Origin of the sequence: Paludibacterium flexuosum (genome assembly GCF_037076605.1) — a bacterium.
In the GTDB taxonomy this organism is placed as follows: Bacteria; Pseudomonadota; Gammaproteobacteria; order Burkholderiales; family Chromobacteriaceae; genus Paludibacterium.
On record NZ_AP029060.1, the window covers coordinates 394968 to 418686 of the forward strand.

At 61.6% G+C, this 23719-nt stretch carries 24 protein-coding genes; 19 read left to right on the forward strand and 5 right to left on the reverse strand.

Translation table 11 applies throughout. The features are described from left to right. The first annotated feature begins 1 nt into the window (after nt 1). From AACH39_RS01885 to AACH39_RS01895, 3 genes are all read left to right on the forward strand, one after another. Nucleotides 2-676 (forward strand): LysE family translocator, encoded by a 675-nt coding sequence (locus AACH39_RS01885; protein WP_338620772.1) that lies wholly within the window; start codon nt 2-4, stop codon nt 674-676. A gap of 25 nt (nt 677-701) precedes the next feature. Then, a complete protein-coding gene (locus tag AACH39_RS01890) occupies nt 702-1454 on the forward strand; it encodes a methyltransferase domain-containing protein (RefSeq protein ID WP_338620773.1) in 753 nt (250 codons plus the stop codon). A 106-nt stretch (nt 1455-1560) separates the two neighbouring features. Beyond that, the gene (locus AACH39_RS01895) at nt 1561-2019 is read left to right on the forward strand and encodes a GNAT family N-acetyltransferase (protein ID WP_215776322.1); all 459 of its coding nucleotides are present in this window, start codon (nt 1561-1563) and stop codon (nt 2017-2019) included. 17 nt (nt 2020-2036) lie between these two features. On the opposite strand, the gene AACH39_RS01900 is transcribed toward AACH39_RS01895, so the two are convergent. Further along, nucleotides 2037-3179 carry a helix-turn-helix transcriptional regulator gene (locus AACH39_RS01900; protein ID WP_338620774.1) on the reverse strand — a complete coding sequence of 381 codons (1143 nt, stop codon included), beginning with the start codon at nt 3177-3179 and terminating at the stop codon, nt 2037-2039. A 192-nt stretch (nt 3180-3371) separates the two neighbouring features. Between AACH39_RS01900 and AACH39_RS01905 the strand changes: the two genes are divergently transcribed. Then, nucleotides 3372-3713, forward strand: a complete 342-nt coding sequence (locus tag AACH39_RS01905) for a hypothetical protein (RefSeq protein ID WP_338620775.1) — start codon at nt 3372-3374, stop codon at nt 3711-3713. A gap of 177 nt (nt 3714-3890) precedes the next feature. Continuing rightward, entirely contained in the window at nt 3891-4310 is a 420-nt protein-coding gene (locus AACH39_RS01910) for a hypothetical protein (RefSeq protein WP_215776315.1), read from the forward strand. Between the two features lie 13 nt (nt 4311-4323). On the opposite strand, the gene AACH39_RS01915 is transcribed toward AACH39_RS01910, so the two are convergent. After that, a complete protein-coding gene (locus AACH39_RS01915) occupies nt 4324-4878 on the reverse strand; it encodes a lipocalin family protein (RefSeq protein WP_215776312.1) in 555 nt (184 codons plus the stop codon). Nucleotides 4879-5298: 420 nt separating this feature from the next. Here AACH39_RS01915 and AACH39_RS01920 point away from each other — a divergent pair, with 420 nt between their 5' ends. From AACH39_RS01920 to AACH39_RS01980, 13 genes are all read left to right on the forward strand, one after another. Continuing rightward, a complete protein-coding gene (locus AACH39_RS01920; protein ID WP_338620776.1) occupies nt 5299-5868 on the forward strand; it encodes a 4Fe-4S dicluster domain-containing protein in 570 nt (189 codons plus the stop codon). After that, nucleotides 5865-7889, forward strand: coding sequence for a hydrogenase 4 subunit B (gene hyfB, locus AACH39_RS01925; protein WP_338620777.1), 2025 nt, complete (start codon nt 5865-5867; stop codon nt 7887-7889). Before AACH39_RS01920 ends, hyfB begins: the two co-directional genes overlap by 4 nt. 10 nt (nt 7890-7899) lie before the next feature. Continuing rightward, a complete protein-coding gene (locus tag AACH39_RS01930; protein ID WP_215776305.1) occupies nt 7900-8838 on the forward strand; it encodes an NADH-quinone oxidoreductase subunit H in 939 nt (312 codons plus the stop codon). 9 nt (nt 8839-8847) lie between these two features. Then, nucleotides 8848-10287 carry a hydrogenase 4 subunit D gene (locus tag AACH39_RS01935; protein WP_215776303.1) on the forward strand — a complete coding sequence of 480 codons (1440 nt, stop codon included), beginning with the start codon at nt 8848-8850 and terminating at the stop codon, nt 10285-10287. A 10-nt stretch (nt 10288-10297) separates the two neighbouring features. Continuing rightward, nucleotides 10298-10948 (forward strand): hydrogenase 4 membrane subunit, encoded by a 651-nt coding sequence (gene hyfE / locus AACH39_RS01940; protein WP_215776301.1) that lies wholly within the window; start codon nt 10298-10300, stop codon nt 10946-10948. 5 nt (nt 10949-10953) lie between these two features. Next, nucleotides 10954-12504 carry a hydrogenase 4 subunit F gene (locus tag AACH39_RS01945; protein ID WP_338620778.1) on the forward strand — a complete coding sequence of 517 codons (1551 nt, stop codon included), beginning with the start codon at nt 10954-10956 and terminating at the stop codon, nt 12502-12504. Nucleotides 12505-12526: 22 nt separating this feature from the next. After that, complete coding sequence (locus AACH39_RS01950; RefSeq protein ID WP_215776296.1) at nt 12527-14242, forward strand: hydrogenase large subunit; 1716 nt, start codon at nt 12527-12529, stop codon at nt 14240-14242. A gap of 10 nt (nt 14243-14252) precedes the next feature. Continuing rightward, the gene (locus tag AACH39_RS01955) at nt 14253-14792 is read left to right on the forward strand and encodes a formate hydrogenlyase complex iron-sulfur subunit (protein ID WP_215776294.1); all 540 of its coding nucleotides are present in this window, start codon (nt 14253-14255) and stop codon (nt 14790-14792) included. Then, entirely contained in the window at nt 14789-15583 is a 795-nt protein-coding gene (locus tag AACH39_RS01960; RefSeq protein ID WP_338620779.1) for an NADH-quinone oxidoreductase subunit B family protein, read from the forward strand. The genes AACH39_RS01955 and AACH39_RS01960 overlap by 4 nt, the downstream gene beginning before the upstream one ends. After that, nucleotides 15580-15990, forward strand: a complete 411-nt coding sequence (locus AACH39_RS01965) for a formate hydrogenlyase maturation HycH family protein (RefSeq protein ID WP_215776289.1) — start codon at nt 15580-15582, stop codon at nt 15988-15990. Before AACH39_RS01960 ends, AACH39_RS01965 begins: the two co-directional genes overlap by 4 nt. Next, nucleotides 15983-16456 (forward strand): hydrogenase maturation peptidase HycI, encoded by a 474-nt coding sequence (gene hycI / locus AACH39_RS01970; protein ID WP_338620780.1) that lies wholly within the window; start codon nt 15983-15985, stop codon nt 16454-16456. Before AACH39_RS01965 ends, hycI begins: the two co-directional genes overlap by 8 nt. Before the next feature lie 111 nt (nt 16457-16567). Then, the gene (locus AACH39_RS01975; protein ID WP_215776287.1) at nt 16568-18214 is read left to right on the forward strand and encodes a sigma 54-interacting transcriptional regulator; all 1647 of its coding nucleotides are present in this window, start codon (nt 16568-16570) and stop codon (nt 18212-18214) included. Between the two features lie 22 nt (nt 18215-18236). Next, a complete protein-coding gene (locus AACH39_RS01980; RefSeq protein ID WP_338620781.1) occupies nt 18237-20462 on the forward strand; it encodes a patatin-like phospholipase family protein in 2226 nt (741 codons plus the stop codon). On the opposite strand, the gene trpC is transcribed toward AACH39_RS01980, so the two are convergent. The 3 genes from trpC to AACH39_RS01995 all read right to left on the reverse strand — a co-directional run bounded on the left by trpC (nt 20456) and on the right by AACH39_RS01995 (nt 22308). Then, entirely contained in the window at nt 20456-21268 is an 813-nt protein-coding gene (trpC, locus tag AACH39_RS01985) for an indole-3-glycerol phosphate synthase TrpC (RefSeq protein ID WP_215776282.1), read from the reverse strand. The two genes, AACH39_RS01980 and trpC, sit on opposite strands and share 7 nt — an antisense overlap. Nucleotides 21269-21405: 137 nt before the next feature. Continuing rightward, on the reverse strand, nt 21406-21609 hold the full coding sequence (locus AACH39_RS01990; protein ID WP_133680610.1) for a cold-shock protein: 204 nt from the start codon (nt 21607-21609) through the stop codon (nt 21406-21408). A gap of 225 nt (nt 21610-21834) precedes the next feature. Beyond that, complete coding sequence (locus AACH39_RS01995) at nt 21835-22308, reverse strand: MarR family transcriptional regulator (RefSeq protein ID WP_215776280.1); 474 nt, start codon at nt 22306-22308, stop codon at nt 21835-21837. A gap of 177 nt (nt 22309-22485) precedes the next feature. Between AACH39_RS01995 and AACH39_RS02000 the strand changes: the two genes are divergently transcribed. Then, nucleotides 22486-23571 carry an HD domain-containing phosphohydrolase gene (locus AACH39_RS02000; RefSeq protein ID WP_215776278.1) on the forward strand — a complete coding sequence of 362 codons (1086 nt, stop codon included), beginning with the start codon at nt 22486-22488 and terminating at the stop codon, nt 23569-23571. The last annotated feature ends 148 nt before the right edge of the window (nt 23572-23719 follow it).

The following is a 23719-nucleotide window of genomic DNA, read 5'->3' on the forward strand; positions in this document are numbered from 1 at the left end:
AATGCAGTATGAAAATGTCATTGATTATAAATGCGGTGCAACGATGAGCTGGCATCTGTGGTGTTGGTTTGCACTGGCCTATCTGGCGACGACCTTGTCCCCGGGGCCAAATGTATTGCTGGTTATTCGCAATACGCTGCGCTATGGGCCGCGAGCCACGTTTGTGACCGTGTCGGGTAATTTGTTGGCGCAGTTGCTGGTGGTGCTGCTGGTGGCGCTCGGCGTCGGGGCCGTGCTCAAGACGTTGCCGCCTCTTTTTCTCATCATGAAGCTTGTCGGGGCAGGGTATCTGCTCTGGCTTGGCGTGCGGCAGTTATGGCCGTCGTTGCCGGGTCGGTCCACGGCCGTTGTGCGTGGCGATGTCCCTTCCTTTGACCGGGGAAGGGTCTGGCGTGAGGCGATGTTCGTCTCTGGCAGCAATCCGAAAACCATGATCTTCTTTTCGGCCTTCTTGCCGCAATTCCTGGTGAATGACCGCCCTCTGTGGTCCCAGTTTGCCGTGATGTACCTGACCATCGCCGCCATCGTGTGTCTGGTGCATGCCATTTATGCTTTTAGTGCAGGTCAGATACAGTCCATGCTGCGCAACGGTAGGTTGTTCGCTGGGCTGCGTCGCCTCGGCGGCCTGTTGTTTATCGGCATGGGGATCAGGCTGGCTCGTTTGCAGGCCCCGTAAATGGGTTCTGGCGGTCCCGGGAGGAATGATGGAAGTCGAACACTACACCTCTGCCACGCTGGCGCGTTTTTATGATGCCTTCAATGAGTCTGAGCATGACTGGTTGTTTTACCAGTCTCAGTTGGGCGAAACATCACTGGATGTGCTGGATGTGGGGTGCGGCACCGGCAGCTGGCCTTTGCGGCTGGCCGCCGGCGGCCACCGGGTGATGGCGATCGATCCGGCCGAGGCCATGGTGCAGTGCGCGCGGGCCAAGGATGCGGGGCAAACGGTGCAGTGGCATGTCGGCGAGTTGTCGTTTGTACCGCCGGAGCCGATGTTTGATCTGGTGACGATGACCGGCCATGCCTTTCAGTGCCTGCAGACGGACAGCGATATTGCCGCCACGCTGAGTGGGGTGCGTGAACGTTTGCGTCCGGCCGGTCGGCTGATGTTCGAGACGCGCAATCCCCTCAGGCGGGCCTGGCGGCACTGGACCCCCATGGTGACCCGGCGCGAGGTCATGCTGCCTGACGGGCAGCGCCTGGCGCACTGGAACCGCTTTGTCGAGCAGATCGGGCAGTTGATTCGTTTTGAAGATCATTACCAGCTTTTGCCGGCCGGTCGTCACTGGGTCAGCGAGAGCCAGTTGCGTTTTTTGTCACAGCCACGTCTGGCCGAGCATCTGGCGCTGGCAGGATTCGGAAAGATTGACTGGTATGGCGATTGGCAGGGGGGCGCATTCGATCCGCAGAGCAGTGGCGAAATCATTGTGGTGGCCCACGCGCCGGCCCGCTGATCAGGGTGCAGGTCCGTTCTTGCACTATCGCTGACAAGTCTTATTCTGAAATCAAGGGAAATGCCCGTTGGGCAACGACAACGACCGATTATCACGGAGGTGAGCCATGTACCAGCTGACTCATGAAGACCCGTCCTGTGCCGATGCCGTCATGCTGCAGAATGCTTTGTCCACGGTGTTGTTCAATCTGACCGGCAGTAGCGGTCGCGCTTCTTTTGATCCGTCCGAACTCAAGGGCGCCAAGTCCTGTTTTGTGGTGGCGCGTGGTGATCGCGGCGAGCCGGTGGGCTGCGGGGCATTGCGCCCGCTGGAACCCGGCATTGCCGAAATCAAGCGCATGTATGCGGTGCCGGGCCATCAGGGGGTGGGGCGCAAATTGCTGGCGCATCTCGAAGCCGAGGCCCGGCGCATGGGCTATGAGGAAGTCTGGCTGGAAACCCGCGAAATCAACCGCCGTGCCGTGGCGTTTTATCAGCGGCATGGCTATGTGCGGATTGCCAACTATGGGCGGTACAGTGGCCGCAGCGAGGCCGCCTGTTTCGGCAAGTGCCTGCATCAGGGCTGATCCTGCCCGCCCTGGCCTCAGGACTCGTTCTGTGTCGGCATCACCGATAACAGGATACGGATCAATTCTGCCTGACGACGTGCCCCTGTCTTGAGAAAAACCTGTTTCAGGTGGCTGCGTGCCGTGTCGTAAGCCACGTCGAAATGGCGGGCGTAACTCTTCAGGTCCTCCCCCAGCATCAGCCAGCCCGCCAGTTGTGCCTGGCGGCGCGTCAGGCCGAATCGCTGGATCAACAGCTCCTCCGGCGCATAGGTGCGCTCGTCCGGGTCGGTGGCAAATACGATGACGTGGGTGTCATCGCTCAGTCCGGTCGCCCCCTCCTTCACGGGGGCCAGCATGACCGTCAGGGTGGTGGTGGAGTCAGGGCGGCTCAGTGCCAGGGCGCTGCCGCTGCGATGTCCGGCGTCCTGGTGTCCGCAGGCGCGCAGCATGGCGGCTTGCAGGCCGGCATCTTCGCTCGTTTGTTCACTGTGCAGCCCTCCGCCTTCGTCAATCCATAATCCGCGTCGCCGGCTGGCGATCTGTCGCCCTGCCTGGTTGACATGCAACACCTTGCCCTCACGGTTGCACAACCACAAGGCCAGGGGCAGGGAATCCAGTGCGCCGTTCAGACTGCTCAGCAGACTCAGCCGGCGATGCAGGGCCAGTGCCAGTTTCAGGTGGGGCTGCAGCAGATCGTAATGTCGCAGATCTTGCTGGTCGAAGGCGGGTTGTCCGGCGCTGCGCAGTGTGGCCAGCATGATGGTATGGCCATTGTCGCGACTGACCAGTCCGCCCAGGCAATACATCAAGCCTTGCGGGCGCAGCCAGTCTTGATAGAACTCGGTCCTGATCAGCGCGTCTGTCGGACAGAGCATTTCCGACAGGACGGCCTGGCCGGGCGGAAATTGGGCCTGGGCGCGGGTCCATGGGCTGCAGGCGGCGTAGTGACGCGTATAGCTTTCCACATACGCCGAATCGTAGTCGTGATACTCCAGCAGCATGATCTTATCCCCCTGGCGGGATAAATCGCCGCATTGACTGTCATGCATGAACAAGGCGCTGGGGCCGCCATGGAATGTCCGGGCAAAGGCAGCCAGGAAGGCGGGCCATGCCTGCTGGTCTTCGGCTGCACGATAAATCAGGTGGATGAGATGGGAGAGGCTGTGTGCGTCGATCATCGCCAGCGCCGTTAGGGGTTTAATATATGTTTATAGCATATATTGCGCGGTGCATATCAAGTGTTCCACTGACCGCCAATGACCGGCTGCGGCTGTCAGTTTAGGAATTCGCCTAGATTCAGTCGTTTGCCATTTCAACAAACTCTCCGATATGTCGCCCTGATCGCAGGGCTCCCCTCATACGGAGTTGTTATGTCGTTGTCTGTTCATCCCGTCGTGCATGCCCTGCATCACCACCGGGCCGAGGCCAGCCCATATGCACTCGCTGCGGCGGCTGCCCTGGCGCAGTTGCCTCAGCATGGTCATGTCATGCCAGTCAAGCTGGGCAAGGTCGGAAAGGTGCTGGCGCTTGAGGCGGCGGCGCGGCGTGTTCGCCATCGTCATCCCTTGCTGGTCGAGGCGATGTTGCAGCGGGTCGCACTGCATCATGGTCCGGGCCGTCTGGCCGTGTCGCAGATGATGCGCCATGTGGCTGCCGGCATGGAGGGGAATGGTTTGCATCGCCCCGGCGCGTTGCTGCAGACCAGTGCCTGAGCCCTGTCCGAACCGGCTGCTCTGTTCTAGGACAAGGTCATCATTAACAATTGGTAATTATTTCAAAACCGATTTCGGGAATTTTGCCGTTCGACTGTCTGACAAAGCTGTTAGTGTGCGATACACGCCGTTGAGCATGGGCCTGTCTGGCGTGGTCGCATCAGAACAGGAGTCTGGATGGATTTCCCGATCGTGCCCGGCAGTCCGGCATCGCTCACGCTGATGCCCAGCAGTCATGCCAGTGACCTGGCCGGCGTGGCCGCCACCCCTGGCTATCAGGGCGACCCGCCAGATCATGCCGGACTGATGCCCGGGGCAGGGCTCAGTCTGGCTCAGATGGGGGTGGTGAGCAGCGTGCCGTCCGTGCCTGCCGCCATGCGGGGGCCTGCGCCGGTGCAGGCGGCTGCAGATAACCCGGCTTCCGGGACAGAGGGGGAGTCGGACGGCTTTGCCCAGCTGCAACAACAGTTCAGACAGGCGGCGCTGATGGCGCAGTGGCGTCTCAGTCCGCGTGTCGCATCCGGCAGGGCGGGTCTTGAGGCCGCATTCGCTTCGGCCTCCGCCGCTTCCCCGTCTTCCCTGATTGCCCGGGCCTGAGCCCGGGCACGACTCAGTTCGGCTGATCGGCCGTCATGCCGGTCTGAGGGGTCAGGGTCAGCCCGGACGTATCAAATCCCATCACTTCAAGGCGCGCCAGCAAACTCTGATAGGCAGAAGGTTTGACTTGCGGTGTGCGCGACAGGATCCAGAGATATTTGCGGGTTGGCTCGCTGACTGCGGCCAGCTGATATTTCGCATCCAGGTCGATGACCCAGTAGTCGCCCCATACCAATGGCGCAATCTGCAGCCATGTCGGGGCGAAACTCACTTCCAGTCTGGCGGAATCGGGCCCTCCCAGCTGGCGCGCGATGCCGCTGGCTTGTTCGATCTCCCCCTTGCTGTTGCGGCAGCGATTGAGTACGGACAGCTGATGGTCGCTGTTCAGATCGTATTGCGCCGTGGTGTCGGCGACGCAATGTCGCTGGAACCAGTTCGGATACTTGGCAATTTCGTACCAGGTGCCGAGATAGCGGTTGACGTCGAGGCGCGGGATGGCAGTGAGCGAGTCTGCCTGTGACGCCAGGGGTAGTAGTGTGCAAAGCAGGAAAAGCAGGTTTTTTTTCATCTTGATTCCTGAGTGTACGAGCGTGGGCATGAGGCCCTGAATGATTATCCCGACTTGGCCCCGGCTTGTCGCGTCTGATTTGATGTCGAAGTGTCATTTTTCTTCCCCGGTTTCGTCATTTGTGTCGAAGTGCTGACGCAGGTGTCGACATCTCAGCCCGCACCTCCCCGGCTTGATACAGGCCAATCCCTTGGCGACAAAGGGAATAATTCCCCGGTGAAATTGTTTTGCCGCAAAGACGAGAGCTGGCACGGCATGTGCAATGCATGAGCGGAGACCTTCCGTGCGCACGTTTCGCCGCATCGCAGCGACAAGGCATGGAAGGCCCCTATTGCAGGCTGGCGTCGATTTTTCGGGGGATTGGTTATGAGCCGCTTCGTTTTTGCGGAGCCAACACGTTGTATTGGATGTAACACCTGCATGGCGGCCTGCACCATGGTGCACAAGGCTGAAGGCCTGCAGGCGCATCCACGTCTGACGGTGGTCAGAACCGGGCAGGTGACTGCGCCGGTGCAATGCCGCCATTGCGAGGACGCGCCCTGTGCGCGCGTCTGCCCGGTCAAGGCCATTACCCATGAAGGCGATGCGGTAGTGCTGAACGAGACGCTGTGCATCGGCTGCAAGCTGTGTGCGATTGCCTGTCCGTTTGGCGCCATTACCCCCTCCGGGACCCCGGTCAGCGGCGTGGTGGCGGTCAGCCATCTCTACCAGGCACCGCCGGTTACCAGCGGCGCTGCCACGGGGGCGGATACCTCGGCCACGCTGGATCCGATGCTGGACTGGCAGCCGGGGGTCAAGCAGGTGGCGGTCAAATGCGATCTGTGCGACTTCCGCGCCACGGGGGCCGAATGTGTCCGAGTTTGTCCGACCAAGGCGCTGCGACTGATCGATCACCGCACGCTGGCACAGGATGCCGATAGCAAGCGTGCCGATGCCGGTGAGGCGCTGAATGCTGCCGTCTCGATCGATTTCTCCCGGGAGCCAAAATGAGTCTGATGCCACTGGGTTATCTGCTGTTGTCGGTGCTGCTGTTCCTGGCCGGCGGCGTGGCTTCGGTCGCCGCGGCACGCTGCGAGCGGCTGGCGATCAATCTGTCGGCGCTGGCCGGCCTGCTCGGCGGTTTTGCCGGACTGGCGTCCGCCTTGCCGACCCTGCTGACCGGGCGGGTGTTCATGCTCGATCTGGCCGGTCCGTTTTCCTTTGCTCATTTCACCCTGCGTCTGGACATGCTGGCAGCCCTGATGGTGGCGGTCATCTCCGTGCTGGCGATGCTGGCGGCAATCTACTCGCAGTCATATGTACGCGAATATCAGGGACGTGGCGCCTGGGCCATGGGGCTGTTCATGAATACCTTCATCGCCGCCATGCTGGCGCTGGTGGTGGTCGACAATGCCTTCTGGTTCCTGGTGTTCTTTGAAGCCATGTCGCTGGCGTCCTACTTCCTGGTGATCTTCGATCAGGATGAAGAGTCGGTCGGGGCGGGGTTGCTGTATTTCCTGATCGCCCATGCCGGTTCGGTGCTGATCATGGTGGCCTTCTTCCTGCTCTACAGCCGCAGCGGCAGCCTGGACTTCCAGTCTTTCCGCGGACTGAAGCTGCCGCTGGGGCTGTCCTCGCTGGTGTTTGTGCTGGCCTTCCTTGGTTTTGGTGCCAAGGCCGGGATGGTGCCGCTGCACAGCTGGCTGCCGCGTGCGCACCCGGCGGCACCGTCGCATGCCTCGGCCATGATGTCCGGGGTGATGGTCAAGATCGGTGTGTTCGGGATCATCAAGGTCGGGATTGATCTGCTGGGGGCCCAGTCGAGCTGGTGGGGGCTGCTGGTACTGGCCGTCGGCGCCGTGTCCGCCGTGCTGGGCGTGCTGTATGCCCTGGCCGAGCAGGACATCAAGCGTCTGCTGGCTTATTCGACGGTGGAAAACGTCGGCATCATCCTGATGGGGGTGGGTGCCGGCATGCTTGGCCTGGCGACCGGTCACATCGCGCTGGCCGGTCTGGCGCTGATGGCCGCCTTCTATCATCTGTTCAACCACGCGCTGTTCAAGGGCCTGATGTTCTTTGGCGCCGGGGCCATTCTGTATCGCACTCATACCCGCGACATGACCCTGCTGGGCGGACTGGCGCGCCGCATGCCGCTGACTGCCCTGGTGTTCCTGATCGGCGCCATGTCGATCTGTGCCTTGCCGCCGCTCAATGGCTTTGTCAGCGAGTGGTTCAGCTATCAGGCCCTGTTCGCCATGAGCCATGACGGCGACTTCATGATGCGGCTGGCCGGTCCGGTCGCCATCGTCATGCTGGCGCTGACCGGTGCCCTGGCGGCGCTGTGCTTCGTCAAGGCATGGGGCATGACCTTCTCCGGGCAGGCCATGAGTGAACATGCCGAGCATGCGGAGGAAGCGCCCTACAGCATGTTGCTGGCGATGGGGGTGCTGGCCGTATTGTGCATCGGCGCCGGTGTCGGTGCGCCGTGGCTGGCCCCGCTGTTTGCCCGGGTCGCCGCCTCGCTGACCGGGGGCTTCGTCTTGCCGGTTGCCCAGGGTCTGGTGCTGCATTCGGGGCAACTGAACACCCCGGCCGTGGTGTCGACGCCGCTGCTGGCACTGTTGCTGCTGGCTTTGCCGCTGTTGCCTTTCCTGCTGATCGCTGCCATGCAGGGACGTCGCGTGGCGCGTCGCCATGCCGGCGATGCCTGGGCCTGCGGCTATGTCACGGAAAAGCGCATGACCGTGTCGCCGGAAGGCATGTCACAGCCGGTGGGCTTCATGTTCGGCGGTCTGTACCGCCTGCGTCAGACGCTGAGCCTGTCGGCCTGGTTCGATCGCGGCCTGTCCGGTGCGGTGGATGGCGCCACCCGGCTGGAGCCGCAGTGGGATGCCCGCCTGATCGCCCCGATTGTTGCCGGTGTGCAGCAGCTGGCCCGACGCATCGCCTGGCTGCAGCGTGGTGATTTCCGTGTTTATTGCCTGTATGTGGTCGTGGCCCTGGTCACGCTGCTGCTGGTCTCGGTTCGATAGGAGCATTGCAATGCCGAACCCGAACATGATTCTGCTGGCCGTGCTGCAGGGGGTGATCCTGCTGTTGCTGGCGCCCCTGATGACCGGTGTGTCACGCATGATCCGTGCCCGCATGCATTCGCGCCGCGGCCCGGGCGTGCTGCAGGACTACCGTGACATCATCAAGCTGTTCAAGCGCCAGGATATTGCTCCGGCGGCCTCCGGCATGGTTTTCAGGCTCACGCCCTATGTGATTGTCGGTGCCATGTTCCTGATGGCCATGGCGCTGCCGGCGTTCATTCGTCACTCGCCTCTGGGGGCGCTGGCTGATCTGATTACTTTTGCCTATCTGTTTGCCCTGGTGCGCTTCTTCTTCTCGCTGTCGGGGATCGACTCCGGGAGTTCATTCGCCGGGATTGGTGCCGGTCGCGAGCTGACGCTGGGCATTCTGGTCGAACCGACCATGATCCTGTCGCTGCTGGTGGTGGCGCTGATCGAGGGGACGACCAATCTGGGCGCGATTGGCGCCGGCATCGGCGGCAATTATCTGCAGTCGCCGGCGGCGATCGGTCTGGCCATGCTGGCCTTTGCCTTCACCGTATTTATTGAGATGGGCAAGCTGCCATTCGACATGGCCGAGGCCGAACAGGAGCTGCAGGAAGGGCCGCTGACCGAGTATTCCGGTCCGTCGCTGGCCTTGCTCAAGCTGGGACTGGGTCTGAAAAAAGTGGTGATGGCGCAGTTTCTGCTGGGGGTATTTCTGCCGTTCGGCATTGCCTCGTCGGCCGATGCCGGCGCCTTGCTCATCGCCCTGATCGTACTGCCTCTGAAGTTGCTGCTGGTATTCCTGCTGGCCGGTCTGATCGAGAACAGCATGGCGCGCGGACGCTTCCTGCTGACCTCGCGTGTCACCTGGGTCGGCTTCGGTCTGGCGGCGCTGTCCTTCGTCTTTTATCTCACCGGTCTCTGAGGAGCAATCATGGAGAATATCGCTCTCGCGACCATTCTGGTGCCATTTGCCGGGGCGGCGCTGATTCTGCTGGCGCCGGCGCGGGCCGCCAAATGGATTGCCTCGCTGTTTGCTGCGCTCGCCTCGCTCGGCACGCTGGCACTGGCACAAGCCTTCGCCGCCGGCGGCAAGCTGGCATTGACGACCGGGGTTTTTTCCCTGGCGGGCATGCCGCTGATCGGCATCACGGTTGACCGTCTCAGCACCCTGGTGGCCATTGCCGTGGTGGTGCTGGGGTTTCTGGTGGTGCTGTATTCCACGGCCTATATGTCGGAAGGCAACCGGGAACACCCGCATGTCGCCAAGCCGCGCTACTACGCCTATCTGTTGGTGTTCATCGGGGCCATGGCCGGGCTGGTGCTGTCTTCCACCCTGCTGGGCCAGCTGGTGTTCTTTGAAATCACCGGTGCCTGCTCCTGGGGGCTGATCGGTTACTACCAGAAGCCGAAGGCACTCAAGTCGGCCCTCAAGGCCCTGCTGGTGACCCATGTGGCGGCGCTGGGCCTGTATGTCGCGGCCGGCTGGCTGTTTGCCCAGACCGGGTCCTTTGCCCTGACCGGTATCGCCAGTCTGACGCCGCAGGCCAAGATCGTGGTGTTCCTCGGCGTGATGCTGGCGGCCTGGGGCAAGTCGGCGCAGTTGCCGCTGCATGTCTGGCTGCCGGATGCCATGGAGGCGCCGACCCCGGTCAGTGCCTATCTGCACGCGGCCTCGATGGTCAAGGTGGGGGTGTATATCTTTGCCCGTGCCATTTACTCGGCCGGTCAGGTGCCGGAAATCATCGGCTGGATCGGTGCCGTGATGGCGCTGCTGACCATGCTGTACGGCTTTGCCATGTACCTGCCGCAGAAGGACATGAAGCGACTGCTGGCCTATTCGACGATCGCCCAGCTGTCGTACATCTTCCTCGGTCTGTCGCTGTCGATTTTCGGTTCGCAACTGGCCTTCAACGGTGCGGTGGCTCATATCTTCAACCACGCTTTTGCCAAGAGTCTGTTCTTCCTGGTGGCCGGGGCGCTGTCGTATACCTGCGGCACCCGGGTGCTGCCGAATCTGCGCGGGGTACTGAAGCAGTCGCCGTTCCTCGGGGTGTGCTTCGGTGTGGCGGCGCTGGCGATTTCCGGTGTGCCGCCGTTCAACGGTTTCTTCAGCAAGTTTGCCATTCTGGCTGCCGGTTTCCAGCTGTCGGGCGCGCACTGGCTGCTGCTGCCGCTGGTGATCCTGGCATTGATCGAGTCGGTGTGCAGCTTCGGCTGGCTGATGGCCTGGTTCGGCAAGGTGGTGCCGGGAGAGCCGTCCGAGGCGGTGGCCTCGGCCACGCCGCTGCCCATGGCCATGCGCGTGGTGTTCTCGCTGTTGCTGGTGATGTGTCTGGCTTCCAGCTTCATCGCATCGTCCTGGCTGGGTTGAGGAGTTAATCATGGATGGAATGTTGATCGTCAATAACCTGGCCGGCCTGCTGATCGTGACGTCGCTGCTGGTGATCTGTACCGGCAGTGTGCTGTCCTCGGCGCGCTGGTATGCCCTGCAGTCGCTGGTGCTGGTCGGGATTTTCCTGGCGCTGGCCGCCACGCAGGGCTCGGGTGAGCTCTACTTGTGGTCGCTGTCGGCCTTTGTCACCAAGGTGGTGCTGGTGCCGCTGATCATGGTGCGCACCCTGGGCAGGCTGGCGGATCGCGAGAGTCTGCAAGGCTGGCTGAGTCCCGCCTGGATGCTGCTGCTGGCAGCGGTGATCGTGATGTTGTCGTGGTTTGCCGTGTCGTCGGTCAAGCTGGCCGTGGTCGCTGATCTCAAGCCGGCGCTGGCCGTGTCGCTGGGCCATTTCCTGCTGGGGCTGATGTGTATCGTCACTCAGCGCAACATCCTCAAGCAGATTTTCGGTTATTGCCTGATGGAAAACGGTGCGCATCTGACGCTGGCGCTGATGGCCAGCAAGGCGCCGGAGCTGGTGGAGGTCGGTATTGCGACGGACGCGGTCTTTGCGGTGCTGATCATGGCGATCCTGGCGCGGCGCATCCATCGCACGCTCCATACCCTGGATGTGAAGCAACTGACTGCGTTGAAGGGCTGATCAAAATGACCCATAACCCATGGCTTTCCCTGATGTTGACCATCCCGCTGGCCACGGCGCTGCTGTGTTTTGCCAGTCGCCTGCTGGGTGGCATGGCCCGTTCGGCGGCTACCGCGCTACATCTGCTGGGCACGGCGCTGCTGCTGGTGCTGTCGATGCTGGTGGCCGGCTCGGTGCTGCATGGCGGGTCGACGGCCGGTCTGGCGGACTGGCTGCATGTCGACGCGCTGGGGGCGATCTTCCTGGGCCTGCTCGGACTGGTCGGTTTCCTGACCGGTTTCTATTCGATTGGCTATATGGGCCACGAACTGGACGAGGGAGAGATTGATGTCGGACAACTGTGCAACTACTTCGGCATCTTCAATCTGTTTCTGTTCACCATGTTGCTGGCGGTGACTGCCAACAACATCATCATGATGTGGGTGGCCATCGAGGCCACGACGCTGGGCTCGGCTTTCCTGGTCGGCTTCTACAGCCAGCGTTCCTCGCTGGAGGCTGCCTGGAAGTACATCATCATCTGTACCGTTGGTGTGGCCTTCGGTCTGTATGGCGTGGTGCTGGTGTATTCCAATGCCGCCAGCGTGATGGGGGACCATGGCGGGGCGGTGTTCTGGACCGTGCTGATGGGGCAGGGCAAGGCCCTGGATCCGACGCTGATGCGTCTGGCCTTCGTCTTCGTGATGATCGGCTTCGGCACCAAGACCGGCCTGTTCCCGATGCATGCCTGGCTGCCGGATGCGCACAGTGAAGCCCCCAGTCCCGTCAGTGCGCTGCTGTCGGCCGTGTTGCTCAACTGTGCCCTGCTGGTGATCATCCGCTTTTACCTGCTGGTGTCGCAGTCGATTGGTCCGGCTTTCCCGCAAACCCTGCTGATGGTGTTCGGCTTCCTGTCACTGGCTGTGTCGGCTTTCTTTATCGTATCTCAAGGTCATATGAAAAGACTCTTGGCATACTCTAGCGTCGAGAACATGGGGCTGATTGCCCTGGGGCTGGGGCTGGGTGGGCCACTGGGCGTGTTTGCCGCACTGTTCCATACCATCAATCACAGTCTGGCCAAGGCCTTGCTGTTCTGTGGTTCGGGCAATGTGCTGCTCAAGTACGGCACGCCGGATCTGGGCTCGGTCAAGGGCTTGCTCAAGACGGCGCCGCTGACCGCCATGCTCTTTGGCGCCGGGGCGCTGGCGCTGGGCGGGATTCCCCCCTTCAATGTGTTTTTCAGTGAGTTCCTGCTGGTGGCTGCCGGGATCAAGGTCGGCTATGGCTGGCTGATGGTGCTCTGTCTGCTGCTGCTGACGGTGGTGCTGGCCGGTCTGGTGCGCATGGTCGCTGGCAGCCTGTTCGGCGAGGCACCGGAGCAGGTGGAGAAGGGTGAGCCCGGCGCACTGACGCTGCTGCCGATGGCCGTGTTGCTTGGCCTGATGTTGTTGATGGGGGTGGCAGCGCCACGTCCGGTGACCGATTTGCTGCATGCCGCCACGGCGGCGGTGCAGGATGTGGTCGGCACCGCCCCCGCCATGAATGCTGCCGTGGTGGCGCCGCTTGCCACCGTGAAATAAGCCCGCGAGGAGAATGTCAGATATGTCAGTAGCAGAACACGCCAGAGTGGGCAAAAGCTATGTCGAGGCCCTGCGGGCCCGTTTTCCCGCTGCCGTGCTGGAAGAGGAATGGCAGACCGCGGACCAGGTGACGGTGACCGTCAAGCTGGGCAGTTTGCCGGAAGTGGTCGAGTGGCTGTACTACGAGCAGGGCGGCTGGTTGTCGGTGTTGTTCGGCAACGATGAGCGTTCGCTCAACGACCATTTCGCCGTGTATTACGTCTTGTCGATGGAAGGCATCGTCAAGAGCTGGGTGGTGGTGCGGGCGCTGGTGGAGGCCCATCGGCCGGAGTTTCCGTCGGTGACGCCGCGCGTGCCGGCGGCGGTGTGGGGCGAGCGCGAGATCCGCGATATGTACGGCCTGACGCCGGTCGGCCTGCCGGACGAGCGCCGTCTGGTGCTGCCGGATGACTGGCCGGACGATCTGCACCCGCTGCGCAAGGACGCCATGGCTTATAACCAGCGCCCGGCGCCGACCAGTGACACCGAAACCTATACCTTCGTCAATGACGCCACCGGCAGCACGCGCGATGTGCCGCTCGGCCCGCTGCACATTACTTCCGACGAGCCGGGGCATTTCCGCCTGTTTGTCGACGGCGAGGATATCGTCGACGCCGATTACCGCATGTTCTATGTGCATCGCGGCATGGAAAAGCTGGCGGAAACCCGCATGGGCTACGACGAGGTGACTTTCCTGTCGGACCGTGTCTGCGGCATCTGCGGTTTTACCCATAGCGTGGCCTACAGCACGGCGGTGGAAAATGCGCTGGGTCTGGTCGTGCCGCCGCGGGCCCAGGCGATCCGCAGCGTGTTCCTTGAGGTCGAGCGTCTGCACAGTCATTTGCTCAACCTGGGTCTGGCCAGCCACTTCGTCGGTTTCGACACCGGCTTTATGCAGTTCTTCCGGGTGCGCGAGAAGGCCATGACCATGGCCGAATTGCTCACCGGGGCCCGCAAGACCTACGGCATGAACCTGATCGGTGGCGTGCGGCGCGACATCATGAAGGAAGAGCGCAGTCGTACGCTCAAGCTGGTTGCCGAGCTGCGGGTCGAAGTCACGCAATTGGTGGAGATGTTGCTGGCGACGCCGAATCTGCGCGAGCGCACTTCGGGCGTGGGGATTCTCGACCGCAAGGTCGCGCGCGATTTCAGTCCGGTCGGTCCGCTGATCCGGGCCAGCGGCTTCAAGCGCGATATCCGCGCCGATCACGCCTATGCCGGTTATGCCAGTCTGCCATTTGACGTGCATACCGAAGACAGCTGCGACGTACTGGGCCGGGTGCTGATCCGTGCGCGCGAGTTTTTCGATTCGCTGGCCATCATCGAGCATGCGCTGGACAATCTGCCGGCCGGTCCGGTGTTGCTGGAAGGGTTCCACTATCGTCCGCACCAGTTTGCGCTGGGCTTTGCCGAAGCCCCGCGCGGCGAGGACATTCACTGGGCCATGACCGGCGACAATCAGAAGCTGTTCCGCTGGCGTTGCCGGGCGCCGACCTATGCCAACTGGCCGCCTTTGCGCTATATGCTGCGCGGCAATACCGTGTCGGACGCGCCGCTGATCGTCGCCAGTATCGATCCGTGCTACTCGTGTACCGACCGCGTGACGCTGGTGGACGTGAAGAAGAACAAGTCCACCACGGTGCCGTACAAGGAAATCGAACGCTATGGCCGCGAGCGCAAAGACTCGCCGCTGAAATAGGAGCCGATCCATGCTCAAGCTCTTCAAGATCATTACCGGTGCGGGCGAGGCAACCGCCAAGTATCCGTTTGCCCCCTATCCGGTCAGCCCCGGGTTCCGCGGCAAGCCGGAGCTGAATGCCCAGCAGTGCATTGCCTGTGCAGCCTGTACTTCCGCCTGTCCGGCCAATGCCCTGACCATGGGCAACGACACGGCCAGCGGCACGCGAACCTGGCAGCTCAATCTCGGGCGCTGCATCTTTTGCGGCCGCTGCGAGGAGGTTTGCCCGACCCATGCCATCGCCCTGACACCGGAATTCGAGCTGGCGGTAGCCAACAAGGACGATCTGCTGCAGAAGGCCACTTTCCGCCTGCAGGATTGTGCCGTGTGCGGCCAGCCGTTTGCACCGGCCAGGGAGGTCGGCTATGTGATGGATCTGCTGCGACAGAGCGGCTTGCCGCTCAGCGAGGCGCAGCGCGAGCAATTCGCCTGCTGCCCGTCGTGCAAGCGTGAAGCCACCATTGCGCGTGATTTGACCTCGCAGCATTTGTCCCCGGAGGCGGAACAATGAACGGAGCTGTTGACACTTCCCGGCTGATCGCCCCGCGCGACGCCAGCGGCATGCCGGTGCCCCTGACTGAAAGCGAGCATATTGCCGCCCTGAAAGGCAAGCTGCTCAAGGATATCCAGCGTTCGGCCTATGTGTACCGGGTGGACTGCGGTGGCTGCAACGGTTGCGAAATCGAGATTTTTGCCGCCATTACCCCGGTGTTCGATGCCGAGCGTTTTGGCATCAAGGTGGTCGCCTCGCCGCGCCATGCCGACATCTTGCTGTTTACCGGCGCGGTGACCCGTGCCATGCGCATGCCGGCGCTGCGTGCCTGGCAGGCGGCGCCGGACCCGAAGATTTCCGTCTCTTATGGTGCCTGCGGCTGCTCGGGCGGGATTTTTCATGATTTGTATTGCGTCTGGGGTGGCAGTGACAAAGTGGTGCCGGTCGATGTTTATATTCCCGGCTGCCCGCCGACACCGCCGGCCACGCTGTACGGGTTTGCCATGGCGCTCGGCCTGCTGGACCAGAAGCTCAAGGCCACTCATCAGGTCGAGGGCGAGGAGGGGCGTCCGGTCGTGCCGCATCCGGCGATTCCGCTGGATGTGCGGGTGGAGATCGAGCGCGAGGCGCGTCGTCTGGCCGGCTATCGCAGTGGCCGGCTGATTGCCGATGAATTCCTTACCCTGGTGACGGAAACCGATCTGACGCTGGATGAGTGCATGAAGCGTCGTCTGTCTGGTGAAGATGATCCGCGTCTGGCGGAGATCCTGACCCGCCTGTGGGACATCGGTGCCGGGGGCCGGCCATGAGCGGCAAGGTGATCTTTTACTCGCTATCGAAGAAGTTCCTTGAGCGCGAACAGGATCTGCCGGCTGAGGGGCCGGCGCGTCAGGTGATCTACCAGACGCTGGCGCTCGGGCACCATATCGGGGTGATCGACTGCCTGAAGACGGCACTGTCCTGTCCACTGGACGGCTTTGATCGCTGGGTGGGCAAGTTGCCGCCCGGCGAGGCCCGCCGCAAGCTGGAAGGGGTGTTCAAGTTCGGCGAAATCATGATTGATGCCTCACATACCCAGTTGCTGGCGCTGGCCTTGTCCCGTGCCGAGGCAGGGTTCGAGGAGGATGAGCTGACCTGGACGCGTGCGCTGATGTCCGCGCTGGCGGCGATTGAGGCCGAGCCGGCCATGTATCTGATGGTGAAACGCCGTGACTGATTCCCTGTTGCTGACCGTGGGTAACCGCATGATGGGCGACGATGGCGCCGGCCCCTTGCTGTTTGACTTGCTGCAGGCGCAACCGGCGCCGGGCTGGCAGGCGATTGATGGCGGGTCGTCGCCGGAGAATGTGGCCCATGAGGTGCTGGCGGCACGACCGCGGCGGGTCGTGGTGTTCGATGCGGCCGATATGGGGCTGGCGCCGGGCGAGGTGCGTCTGGTGGATGACCGGACCATTGCCGACATGTTCATCATGACTACACATAATCTGCCGCTGAATTTTCTCATCGAGCGTCTGCGCGAGGAGGTCGACGAGGTACTGTTTCTCGGCGTACAGCCGGATGTGGTGGCGTTCTATTTTCCGCTCACCTCGCGCATCGAAGCGGCTGTGCGTGCGCTGCATGACCGCCTGACCAGCGGCAAGGGGCTGGATGGCATGCCCTGGCTGGAATCGGCGCACCCCTGACATCCCTTGATCTGACCGCGTTTGCCGAATGGTCACTGCCTGTTACAATGCCGCTTGACTGTGGCAGTAGCAGGCTTTCCTTCTTTCATTGGCCATAATTCCGATCGAACCATGGACTCCCATCTGCATTGTCTTGCCCCGGATGTCGGCGCTGCCAGCCAGGCTGCATCGCTCGACGCCTTGCGTCGCGAGCGTGATCATCTGCAGATTCTGGTCGATGTCACCAATGCCGTGTTGTCCACATTGCAGCTCGATGATCTGGTCGAGCAGGTGGCCCGTGCCCTGAGCCGTTATCTGGCTATCCATTTCGTTGATCTCAACCTGTTTGATGCCGACTCGACCCGGGTCGAGTCGCATGCGGCCCTGTTTCGTGCCGACGGCTCTTTGCGTCGCGAGCAGGCGGAGTTCTCGCTGAATCATCTGCCGGCGCGGCAGGATGTGATGAACAAGCAGGTGCTGGTGTGCGATCAGTCGCGCATGCAGCAGCTGGCGGCGGAACATCGCCATGTGCGCGAGCTGCTGGCGCAGGGGTTTTGCTCGCTGTGTGTGTTGCCGCTGTTCTCCGGCGAGCGCATCGTGGGGGCCCTGATGCTGGCGCATGACCGCGAGGCGCATTTCTTTCATGACAATCTGTTGTTGTTGCAGCAGATTGCCGCCCGCATCGCGCTGTCGCTGGACAATGCACTGGCCTATCAGCAGATCTCCCGCCTCAAGGATCGCCTGACCGACGAAAACCGGCTGCTTGCCGAAGAAATCAGCAATTACGAGAGCTTTGACGAGATTATTGGCCAGAGTCGGCTGATGTCGGAGCTGTTGGAGCAGGTTCGCATGGTGGCCGACACCGATTCTTCGGTGCTGATCCGTGGCGAAACCGGTACCGGCAAGGAGCTGATTGCCCGGGCGATCCACAACCTGAGTCCGCGCAAGGCGCAGCGCATGGTGACCATGAATAGCGCCGCCATTCCGGCCGGTCTGCTGGAGAGCGAACTGTTCGGGCATGAAAAGGGCGCTTTTACCGGGGCCAGTGCCCAGCGGCTGGGGCGCTTCGAGATGGCGCATCATGGCACGCTGTTTCTGGACGAGGTGGGCGACATTCCGCTCGAGCTGCAGCCCAAGCTGTTGCGCGTGCTGCAGGAGCGTGAGATCGAACGTCTTGGCGGGCAGAAGATCATTCCGGTGGATGTGCGGGTGATTGCCGCGACCAGTTGCGATCTGCAGCAAATGATCGATGAACGCCGCTATCGCAGTGATCTTTATTATCGCCTGAACGTGTTTCCGATCTGGGTGCCGCCTCTGCGCGAACGACCGGAAGACATCCCGCTGCTGGCACGGTTTTTCGTGCAGAAGTTCGCCCGGCGGCTGAAGCGCAATATTGAGTCCATTGCCGATGAGACGCTGCGGCGTCTGGTGCGCCATCCCTGGCCGGGCAACGTACGCGAGTTGCAGAACGTCATCGAACGTGCCGTGATTCTGTCGCGCGGACCGGAGCTGCATCTGCCGATGGCCGATCTGCAGCCTGCCCATCCTGTGCCGCAGTCGGTGGCGCCGCCTGCACGCGGGCCGGTGATGCCGGCGCCGCTGTCGGCAGACGATGGCAGCGAGTCGGAGCGCGAGCGCATCCTGCGTGTGCTGCGCGAGGCCAATGGCATCGTGGCCGGGCCAAAAGGGGCGGCCGCCCGGCTGGGGCTCAAGCGCACCACCTTGCTGTCGCGCATGCAGCGCATGGGTATTTCCATCAAATCACTGGATGAGCAGTGAACCTCCGTTTGCAGGATTGTGCATGATCCGTCATTTGAAATGTCTGTGTCTGTTGGTGCTTTGCTGTCCGATGCTGGTGATGGCCGATGAGGCCTCAACCGCCTCGCCACCGGCGCGGCCTCGTATCGGGGTGGTGCTGGGCGGGGGCGGGGCCCGTGGTTTTGCGCACCTGGGCGTGCTGCGCGAGCTGGAAAAAATGCATATCCCCATCGCCTGTATTTCGGGAACCAGTGCCGGCGCGCTGATTGGTGGCATGTATGCCAACGGTCTGGGGCTGGACGAGATGCAGCAGTCTTTCCGGGACGCTGACTGGAATGCGATGTTGTCCGGCCGGCCTGCCCGCTCCCAGGTGCCGTACTCACGCAAGAGCGATGACTACAAGAATTATTTCGATATTACCTTCGGGGTGCGCGACGGGGCGTTTCGCGTGCCGCGCAGCGCCATCAATTCGCAGGATGTCGATCTTTACATCCGCCAGCTGACCCACGATCGGGTGATCGACAGTTTTGATCATCTGCCGATTCCTTTCCGGGCGGTAGCGACCGATCTGTCCAATGGCGATGCGGTGGTGTTCGATCACGGCGTGCTGGCTACGGCCTTGCGCGCCAGTATGGCCGTGCCGGGGCTGTTTGATCCGGTGACCGATCAGGGCAGGCTGCTGATTGACGGCGGCGTGGCGCGCAACCTGCCGATCGAGGACCTGAAGCATCGCTGTGCCGATCACGTGATCGTGGTCGATGTCGGCACCCCGCTGATGAAAACCGAGCAGATCAAGACGCTGTTCGATGTGGTGGCGCAGACCAGCAATCTGCTGGTGACGCGCAACGTCAAGCAGCAGAAGGCCTTGCTGGATGATCAGGATATCGTTATCCGGCCTGATCTGAATGGTTATTCAGCGGCATCGTTCGTCGATAACCAGGCCATCATTGCCCGCGGTGTCAAGGCCGTGGATGCGGTGCGTGAGCGTCTGGCCGCCTGGTCGGTGCCACCTGCCGAATATCAGGCCTGGCATGCGCGTCTGGTCCCGCCCGAGTCGCCGCACATTGAGCGCATCGAGGTGGTGAGTCCGACCGGCAGCTATATCAATGGGGAGCGCCTTGCGCGTAAGCTGGACAGCGAGCAGAAAGCCCCCAGGCTGGATACGGCGCGTCAGCAGTTGCGCGAGCTGTTTGCCGGTGGTGACTACGACAATCTCACCTACCGCATCGAGAACAAGGACGGCCGCAATGTGATGCAGGTGATGCCGGTGGAACGTACTATCGGCCCGACCTATCTGCGCTTCGGTCTCAACCTGAAAAACAGCACCACAGGCGATGCCAGCTTCACCTTCCTGGCTTCATCGCTGAATACCTGGCTGGATGCGGCCGGGGCGACCTGGCGCAATGATCTGCAGGTCGGATCGGATACCCTGCTGCGCAGCGAGATCTATCAGCCCCTGGGGCTGGACAGTCCGATGTTCGTGTCTGCCCAGGCTCACTACAAGGAAGAGGCCTGGCCATTTTTTGACAACCACCATCTGAAGTATGCCGAGCTGACGCTGGCCGAAACCGGTGGCGAGCTCGATGCCGGGGTGGCGCTGGGCAAGTACGGTCAGCTGCGCGGTGGTCCTTACTGGACCCGCTACAATCCGCGTCTGACCATGGGTGTTTTGCCGGGTTCGTTGTCGTCGCTGGATCAGAAGGCGACCGAGGCCGGTCTGCAGATGAGTGCGGTGGCCGATCAGTTTGACAACCCGCGCTGGCCGCGCAGCGGTTATTTCTTTGACGGTAATCTGCGTTACTCCATGCCCGCCTGGCAGGGGATCGATACGCGTTACTACGCGCTGACGGCTGAGAATGCGCTGACCCTCGGCGATTTTACCTGGCGCTTCACCGGCAAATTGAAGGGGAATCTGGATGTCAGCAATCCGGATCGTTTCATTACCCCGCAATTCCTTGGCGGCTTCCTGAATCTCAGTGGGTATCAGCAGGACGAACTCTACGGCGAGAAGGTCGGTCTGGGGCGCGTGATGGTGTACTGGCGCGCGGCCACCCTGCCTTCCGCGCTGGGTTCCGGGCTTTATGCCGGCACTTCGCTGGAGGTGGGCAAGGTGTGGCGGCGCAATTTCAGTGATGAAGATACCGGCTGGCTGCCCGGGGGCTCGGTGTTCCTGGGCGCCGACACCATCCTTGGCCCGTTCTTTGTCGGGGTGGGGAGTGCGCGCGGCGGCCGTCTGATTGGCTATATGTATCTCGGGCTGGATTACTGAACCGGGCGGGGCGAGCCGGCGAACAGTTCGGCGAGTGCCCGGCCGGGGTCGGCTGCACGCATGAAGGCTTCGCCCACCAGGAAGGTACTGACCTGGTGGCTGTGCATGCGCGTGACATCCGCGCTGCTCAGGATGCCGCTTTCGGTGACCACGATGCGCTCGGCGCCAATCTGCGGCAGCAGTCCGATGGTGGTGGCCAGATCTACGTCGAAGGTGCGCAGGTTGCGGTTGTTGATGCCGATCAGCGGGGTCGTCAGATGCAGTGCCCGGGCGAGTTCTTCGGCGTCGTGGACCTCCACCAGCACGGCCATGCCGAGTGACAGTGCCAGGTCGTGGAAGGCGTGCAGGCGGGCATCGTCCAGGGCGGCCGCAATCAGCAGGATGCAGTCGGCCCCCATGGCTCGCGCCTCATAAACCTGATATTCGTCGACCAGAAAGTCCTTGCGCAGTACCGGCAGGGTGCAGGCCTGTCGTGCCGCTTCGAGATACAGGCGATCGCCCTGGAAAAAATCCCGGTCAGTGAGGACAGACAGGCAGGCTGCGCCGTGCTGTGCGTAGCTGGCGGCGATGGCGGCCGGATCGAAATCGGCACGGATGACACCTTTGCTCGGGCTGGCTTTCTTGACTTCGGCAATGACGGCGGATAGGCCTAGGCGATGGCGCAGGCGCAGGGCCTCGACAAAGTCGCGCTGATCTCCGGTGCGGGATTCAGCGTCCTGGCGGACTTGTTGCAGGGAGCGCTGGCTGAGTGCCTGGCTGACTTCTTGCCGTTTGCGCGCCAGGATGGTGTTGAGAATATCGGTCATGCAGGATCCCCGGTAAAAAAGGCATCATGCAGAATGAGTCGTGCTTTGACAAGGGTCGGGCAGGAGGATGGCTTTGCTGCAGACGCAAAAAAACCCGGATCGTGATCCGGGTTCTTGTCTTCCGATTCGGCCGATGATTACAGCGGCTGGATGTTGGAAGCTTGCTTGCCCTTCGGGCCCATGGTCACTTCGAAGCTGACTTTCTGGTTTTCAGCCAGGGTCTTGAAGCCATTGACCTTGATTTGGGAGAAGTGTGCGAAAACGTCTTCGCCGCCTTCGTCCGGAGTGATAAAACCGAAGCCCTTAGCGTCGTTGAACCACTTAACGGTACCCGTTGCCATGTGTAATTCCCATTCATAAAAAAATAAAAACAAGTGCATGAAAATCAAGGGAAATGGCGAACTGTGGTACAGACTTGCGTCCAACTACGACAACCCATATCTTCGACTTGAAAATCCTGCAGGGACGGATAATGCATAAGGTTTCAACGCTATGCAAGCTTTATTTTTTATCGGTGTGCGCTTGGGGGTGATGCCAAAGGCGTAAAACCTTGTCGACAGCACGGTTTAGCCGCTTTTTGGACGCCCGTTTCGCGGCGGCTCCAGTGCCGTGGCCAGACGTTCCAGCAGCGGGCCTGCCTGCTGCAACAAAGCGATTTCTTGCTCATTCAGGCAGCTTGCCATGGCCTGGGTCAGCCAATTGTCACGATTGCTGCGGTTGGCGGCCAGGACCGCCATGCCCTCGCGGGTCAGTCTCACGCAGCTTTTGCGTTTGTCGTTCGGGTCTTCTTCCTTGAAGGTCAGCCCCATTTGCTCCAGTTTGCGCAGCAGGGCGGACAGATTTTGCGGCCGCAGTCCCTCATATTCGGCCAGTGCGGTGGGGGTGGCTTCGTTGCCCAGCTGGTCTATGCGGCTCAGCAGCAATAATTGGCTCAGGGGGAGTTCCAGTGGCGTGCTCTCGCGCCGCAGGCGTCTGACCAGCAGCATCATCTGTTTGCGCAGCGTGCTGGCACTGGCGGCAATATCGGTGATTGGTTTCATTGATTATTGATGCAGCGATAAATATTTGAGCCGAACATAGTATAAGCCGGGCTTGTTCGGCAAGTGTGCCATCGAAATCCGTCATTATTCGGGTGCACCTGTATGCATTAGGTATAACTGTCGCTATCATGTAATTTAAACTAGCTGCTGTCTGTGATGAATCACATGGAGCGTGTCATGACGGATGAACGACCACTGATCGAGGATGAGGAAAGCTTTCATGACTTTCATGATGCGTTGAACGACTACGCTCCACATATTGAAGCGCTGGTCGCGCTGCTGAGGCAGCAGCCGCGTGATCGCGATGCGGTGGCTGACTTGTTCCGCACGTTTCACAACATCAAGGGTGACGCCAGTCTGTGCCGTCTGCTGTTTCTGGTGCCGTTCGTCCATGCGGCCGAGACGCTGCTGGCGCGGGTGCGTTCCGGAGAGGTGCCTTTCACGCCCCGGCTGGCGGATGTCTTGCTGCTGTCGACGGACCGCTTGCAGCAGGCCGTGGATGCCATGGCAGCCCATGAGGCGATCGGTAATCTGCACCTGGATGAGTTGACGGCCGCGCTGGAAAGCCTGCATACGCAGCCGGCCGGCGAGCTGGAAGCGGCCTGTGCCCGCCTGATCGATGCCTTGACCGGGGTGCGTGAGGCGCGGGGCGAGCGACCGAATCTGCAACCCTTCATGACCGACCGTTCCGGTGATCTGGCTTTCTTTCATCAGCTGGCCTTGCAACTGGAGCGTCGCTCCTCGCTGTTTTCCGGTCGCACCGAACGAAATCTGCAGCTGGCTTTGCTGACCAATCAGCTGGCCGGTTCGCCGGTGGATGCGGATCAGCTCTGTGCGGCGGTCTTTGTGCATGATCTGGGCATGATGCTGTTGCCGGAGGCCATGTGGATCGGTACGCGCATGATGAGCGAGGAAGAGCGGCAGCTGATGCGTCAGCATGTGGCCTGGGCCGCCGGGCTGCTGCAGCGGATTCCGGGCTGGGATCTGGCGGCTCGCATTGTGCTGCATCACCATGAGAAGCCGGATGGCTCGGGTTATCCGCAGGGCCTGGTGCTGCAAGACATCGAGCCGGGCGCGCGCATTCTGGCGCTGGTGGATGCCTTTGAGTCGGTGGTGGTCAAACAGGGCGCACGCGGCCAGCCTCGCTCGGTGTTGCGCGCTGCTGCCGAGGTCAATGCGGCCGACCATCAGTTCGACAAGGTCTGGGTTGGCCACTTCAATCGTGCCGTGCATATCATGATGGATGAGCGGGAGAGTGAGTGACTGATGGCCGGCATGGCACGCTCAACCGTTGTTTGCGCAAAAATAAATCATGCGAGTTCATCTAGGTCATGGAGATTATGGCTGCAATCTGTATAATTCGTTGCCATAGCGTATAAGAAATTGCTTAACGACCTGTTTGCATATTACT

Bases quoted from the DNA above. Each gene is read 5' to 3' on its own strand.
- AACH39_RS01920 (WP_338620776.1), top strand. From the start codon at position 5,299: ATGGCGGCCTGCACCATGGTGCACAAGGCTGAAGGCCTGCAGGCGCAT.
- AACH39_RS01890 (WP_338620773.1), top strand. From the start codon at position 702: ATGATGGAAGTCGAACACTACACCTCTGCCACGCTGGCGCGTTTTTAT.
- AACH39_RS01995 (WP_215776280.1), bottom strand. From the start codon at position 22,308: ATGAAACCAATCACCGATATTGCCGCCAGTGCCAGCACGCTGCGCAAA.
- AACH39_RS01990 (WP_133680610.1), bottom strand. From the start codon at position 21,609: ATGGCAACGGGTACCGTTAAGTGGTTCAACGACGCTAAGGGCTTCGGT.
- trpC (WP_215776282.1), bottom strand. From the start codon at position 21,268: ATGACCGATATTCTCAACACCATCCTGGCGCGCAAACGGCAAGAAGTC.
- AACH39_RS02000 (WP_215776278.1), top strand. From the start codon at position 22,486: ATGACGGATGAACGACCACTGATCGAGGATGAGGAAAGCTTTCATGAC.
- hyfB (WP_338620777.1), top strand. From the start codon at position 5,865: ATGAGTCTGATGCCACTGGGTTATCTGCTGTTGTCGGTGCTGCTGTTC.
- AACH39_RS01975 (WP_215776287.1), top strand. From the start codon at position 16,568: ATGGACTCCCATCTGCATTGTCTTGCCCCGGATGTCGGCGCTGCCAGC.
- AACH39_RS01905 (WP_338620775.1), top strand. From the start codon at position 3,372: ATGTCGTTGTCTGTTCATCCCGTCGTGCATGCCCTGCATCACCACCGG.
- AACH39_RS01950 (WP_215776296.1), top strand. From the start codon at position 12,527: ATGTCAGTAGCAGAACACGCCAGAGTGGGCAAAAGCTATGTCGAGGCC.
- AACH39_RS01915 (WP_215776312.1), bottom strand. From the start codon at position 4,878: ATGAAAAAAAACCTGCTTTTCCTGCTTTGCACACTACTACCCCTGGCG.
- AACH39_RS01910 (WP_215776315.1), top strand. From the start codon at position 3,891: ATGGATTTCCCGATCGTGCCCGGCAGTCCGGCATCGCTCACGCTGATG.
- AACH39_RS01960 (WP_338620779.1), top strand. From the start codon at position 14,789: ATGAACGGAGCTGTTGACACTTCCCGGCTGATCGCCCCGCGCGACGCC.
- AACH39_RS01955 (WP_215776294.1), top strand. From the start codon at position 14,253: ATGCTCAAGCTCTTCAAGATCATTACCGGTGCGGGCGAGGCAACCGCC.
- AACH39_RS01935 (WP_215776303.1), top strand. From the start codon at position 8,848: ATGGAGAATATCGCTCTCGCGACCATTCTGGTGCCATTTGCCGGGGCG.
- AACH39_RS01895 (WP_215776322.1), top strand. From the start codon at position 1,561: ATGTACCAGCTGACTCATGAAGACCCGTCCTGTGCCGATGCCGTCATG.
- AACH39_RS01900 (WP_338620774.1), bottom strand. From the start codon at position 3,179: ATGATCGACGCACACAGCCTCTCCCATCTCATCCACCTGATTTATCGT.
- AACH39_RS01980 (WP_338620781.1), top strand. From the start codon at position 18,237: ATGATCCGTCATTTGAAATGTCTGTGTCTGTTGGTGCTTTGCTGTCCG.
- AACH39_RS01945 (WP_338620778.1), top strand. From the start codon at position 10,954: ATGACCCATAACCCATGGCTTTCCCTGATGTTGACCATCCCGCTGGCC.
- AACH39_RS01965 (WP_215776289.1), top strand. From the start codon at position 15,580: ATGAGCGGCAAGGTGATCTTTTACTCGCTATCGAAGAAGTTCCTTGAG.
- AACH39_RS01930 (WP_215776305.1), top strand. From the start codon at position 7,900: ATGCCGAACCCGAACATGATTCTGCTGGCCGTGCTGCAGGGGGTGATC.
- AACH39_RS01885 (WP_338620772.1), top strand. From the start codon at position 2: ATGCAGTATGAAAATGTCATTGATTATAAATGCGGTGCAACGATGAGC.
- hyfE (WP_215776301.1), top strand. From the start codon at position 10,298: ATGGATGGAATGTTGATCGTCAATAACCTGGCCGGCCTGCTGATCGTG.